The 3,946-nt window shown below is 73.0% G+C and carries 3 protein-coding genes; 2 read left to right on the plus strand and 1 reads right to left on the minus strand.

Annotated features, from left to right (window positions below):
- Window positions 1-418: 418 nt before the first annotated feature.
- Window positions 419-2,170, plus strand: coding sequence for a phosphatidylglycerol lysyltransferase domain-containing protein (locus tag ACFWGJ_RS42585; RefSeq protein WP_387334336.1), 1,752 nt, complete (start codon window positions 419-421; stop codon window positions 2,168-2,170).
- Window positions 2,171-2,179: 9 nt separating this feature from the next.
- On the opposite strand, the gene ACFWGJ_RS42590 is transcribed toward ACFWGJ_RS42585, so the two are convergent.
- On the minus strand, window positions 2,180-2,947 hold the full coding sequence (locus ACFWGJ_RS42590) for a hypothetical protein (protein WP_387334337.1): 768 nt from the start codon (window positions 2,945-2,947) through the stop codon (window positions 2,180-2,182).
- A 117-nt stretch (window positions 2,948-3,064) separates the two neighbouring features.
- On the opposite strand from ACFWGJ_RS42590, the gene ACFWGJ_RS42595 reads away from it, so the two are divergent.
- A complete protein-coding gene (locus tag ACFWGJ_RS42595; RefSeq protein WP_387334338.1) occupies window positions 3,065-3,895 on the plus strand; it encodes an adenosylcobinamide-GDP ribazoletransferase in 831 nt (276 codons plus the stop codon).
- The last annotated feature ends 51 nt before the right edge of the window (window positions 3,896-3,946 follow it).

The following is a 3,946-nucleotide window of genomic DNA, read 5'->3' on the forward strand; positions in this document are numbered from 1 at the left end:
GGCCCAGGGGCGCGAGGAACTGCGCGCCCAGCCCCCACGCACCCGCACCCGAAGTCATCCAGGTCATCCAGGTCATCCAGGGGCGCGGGGAACTGCGCGGGTGACCCCCACCGAGCCCGCAGCCGGACTCTTTCAGGGGCGCGAGGAACTGCGCGGGTGACCCCCACCGAGCCTGCAACCGGACTCTTTCAGGGGCGCGAGGAACTGCGCGGGTGACCCCCGCCCAGCCCGCAGCCGGACTCTTTCAGGGGCGCGAGGAACTGCGCGGGTGAGCCCCGCCCAGCCCGCAGCCGGGGTCTTTCAGGGGCGCGGGGAACTGCGCGGCCAGCCCCCACGCAGCCGCAGGTGCAGGTCATGCGTGTGCCACCCCGCCCGGGCGGCGACCCAACGGCACATGTGCCCCATATGATCCACTTTCATGGGAAGCGCCCGAACCACTGCCGCCGCGGCAACAGCCGTGTGGTACCTCCGCACCGTCGCGTTCCTCAACTTCCTCAGCGCCGTCTGGGTCTCCCTCGGCCAGGACGTGCGGCGGCACAACACGGCGGACTACTTCACCCCGTACCTCCTGACCGCCGGCTTCGCGTCAGGCGTGTTCACCATGTTCCTGGCGATCACGATGCGCAGGCGCAAGCGAGCCGCCTGGATCCTCAACCTGGCCCTGAGCGGAGCGTTCCTGCTGCTGTTCGCCTTCGCCATGGCCTTCCCCGAGGTCCGCCGGTATCCGCAGAACTGGATCTCCCTCGCCCTGACGGCGGTCTTCGTGGCCTCGCTGATCGTCGGCCGCCGCGCGTTCTACGCGAAGGGCGACCGCTCGAACCCCCGGCTCGCGGCAGCCGTCGGCGTCGGCGGCCTCCTGGTCTGCTCCCTGCTGGCCGCGCTCCTGGTGACCGTCACGAACCACGCCCACGACGCGCACCTGTCGACCTTCACCGACCGCTGGCGCTACGGCACCCTGCGGCTCGTCTCGGTCGCCGCCGACGACTCCCACTTCCCCGGGATCACCACTCCCAACTGGGTGAACGTCGCCATCAACGTACTGAGCACCCTGCTCGTCCTCGCCGTCCTGTACGCGGCCTTCCGCTCCCGCCGGGTCGTCGACCCGCTCACCGCCGACGACGAGGAACGGCTGCGGGCCCTGCTCGACCGGCACGGCGAGCGGGACTCCCTCGGCTACTTCGCGCTGCGCCGCGAGAAGAGCGTGGTGTGGTCGCCGACCGGCAAGGCCGCCGTCGCCTACCGGGTCGTCGGCGGCGTCTCGCTGGCCTCAGGCGATCCCATCGGCGACTCCGAGGCGTGGCCCGGCGCCATCGAACCCTGGCTCTCCGAGGCCCGCGCCCACGGCTGGATCCCGGCCGTGATGGGCGCGGGCGAGGAGGCCGGGACCGTCTACGCCCGGCACGGTCTCGACGCGCTGGAGCTCGGCGACGAGGCGATCGTCGAGACCGCCGAGTTCACCCTCGACGGGCGGGCCATGCGCACCGTCCGCCAGGCCTACAACCGCGTGCGGCGGGCGGGCTACCGGGTACGCATCCGGCGGCACGAGGACATCCCGGCCGACGAGATGGCGTACCTCCTCGCCCGCGCGGACGACTGGCGGGACGGGGCGACCGAGCGCGGCTTCAGCATGGCGCTGGGGCGGCTCGGGGACCCGGGCGACGGGCGGTGCGTGATGCTCGAATGCCGGGACGGCAGCGGGGAGGAGGGGGAGGGCGAGGGCGAACTGCGGGCCGTGCTGTCCTTCGTGCCCTGGGGGCCCCGCGGGCTCTCCCTCGATCTGATGCGGCGGGACCGGGACTCCGAGAACGGGCTCATGGAGTTCATGGTGATCCAGCTCCTCCAGCGGGCCCCCGAGATCGGGATCACGCAGGTCTCGCTCAACTTCGCCATGTTCCGTTCGGTCTTCGAACGCGGCGCGCGCCTCGGCGCGGGGCCGGTGCTGCGGCTGTGGCGCTCCCTGCTCAGCTTCTTCTCGCGCTGGTGGCAGATCGAGTCGCTGTACCGCGCCAACGCCAAGTACCGGCCCATCTGGGAACCGCGGTTCCTGCTCTTCGAGAAGAGCGCCGACCTGCCGCGCATCGGCCTCGCCGCCGCCCGCGCGGAGGGCTTCCTGGAGGCGCCGGGCCTGCCGAAGTGGCTGCACCGCAAGCGGCTGGACGCGCCGGGATAGGCGGGCCCGTCAGGAGCGTCCGGGCAGGGGGCGTACGGGTTCCGGGTCGGGTTTGCCGCCGATCAGGTCCTGGAACCTGCGGCGCGGCCCCGCCCAGCGGCGGTCGTGGTGGTACGCCCGCAGACGGGCCTTGGCGCGGGCGCGCGGCCTGCGCCGGTAGAAGCGCCTGGCCCAGGGTGACGTGGGGCGGGCCAGCCGGATCGCGCCGACCAGGGCGACGAGCGGGACGATCACCCCGAAGATCGCCATCCGCGCCTTGCCCTTGCTCAGCGCCAGCAGCGCGACGAGGAAGTTGAGCCCGATGCTCAGGGCGGCACCGGCGCGGTTCTGCAGCTCGTCCTCGGTGAGGTCGTTGACGCCGAACGGCAGGAAGCCGCTGAGCATCAGGCCGACCAGGGCCGCGGTGACCACCACGACCTCGACGCTCTTGCGGCCCTCCTCGCTCCAGTAGACGTCGTCGAGGTGCAGGATCAGCGCGAACTCGTCGAGCACCAGACCCGCGCCCATGCCGAACACCACGGCGGACACCGCCGAACCGAAGCCGTGCCGGTCGCTGCCCACCGCTCCGAAGCCGCCGATCACGGTCAGGACGACCCCGGGGACGACGTGGTGGATGTGCAGACCGCCCGCTTTCACGTTGCCGAACGGGCCCTTGCCCGCCCGGATGAGCCGGACCACGATCCGGGTGATCACGAAGGTGAGGACGAAGGAGGCCAGGGCCAGCAGCAGCGGCAGCTTTCCCGGCTCGATGATGTTCCGTGTCCACCAATGCCCCATGTGCGCACTTTATCCGCGGCTGCGGTGCGCGTCTCCCGGTCGCCCGACGGCCTGGCGGCCATCGTCCGGCGGCCGTCCGGCGGTCGTTCCGTGGGCGGCGACCGGTAATCTGCGCCGGTGTCCACGCCCCCGCCGAACCCGCCGCCCGGTCCCCCGCCCGAGACGTCTGCGGCGTCCTGGAGCGACGGACTCCGCTTCGCCTTCGGCACGCTGACCGTGTTCCCCGTGACCGTGCCGCGCTGGGACCGCGGGGCCGCTCGCACCGGGATGACGGTCGCGCCCGTCGCCGGGCTCGCGGTGGGTGTGCCCGCCGCCGCGGCCGGGCTGCTCCTGCTGGTGCTCGGCGCGGGACCGCTCCTCGCCGCCGTGGCGAGCGCCGCCGTACCCGCCGTCCTGACCCGCGGCCTCCACCTCGACGGCCTCGCCGACACCGCCGACGGCCTCGGCAGCGGCAAGCCCGCCGAGGACGCGCTGCGCATCATGAAGCAGTCGGACATCGGACCGTTCGGGGTCATCACCCTGCTGTTCGTCCTGCTCACACAGGTGGCCGCGCTGGCCCAGGCGTACGGGGACTCGTGGGGGCGGGGTGCTCTCGCGGCGGTCGTGTCGGCGGCCGTCGGGCGTCTGGCTCTGACCCTGGCCGCGCGGGTGGGGGTGCCGGCCGCTCGGCCCGAGGGGTTGGGGGCGGTGGTGGCGGGGGTGGTTCCCGTGCGGGGCGCTGTCGTCGCCGCCGTCGCTGTGACGGTTCCGGCGGCCGGGGCGGGGGTGCTGCTCGGCACGTACGGAGTGGTCGGTTGCGTCCTGGCCGTGGCGCTCGGCTGTGTCGCCGCCGAGTTCCTGCTGCGGCACTGCGTGCGGCGCTTCGGCGGAGTGACGGGGGACGTCTTCGGTGCGCTCGAAGAGACCGCCGTGACCGTCGCGCTGGTCGCGTTCTGCCTCTTCGCCTAGCGGCGGGTTCTTCGCCCCCGCCGCCCCTACCCGTTCCCGTCACTGCATGGG

This window comes from Streptomyces sp. NPDC060205 (assembly GCF_042728395.1).
Lineage (GTDB): Bacteria > Actinomycetota > Actinomycetes > Streptomycetales > Streptomycetaceae > Streptomyces.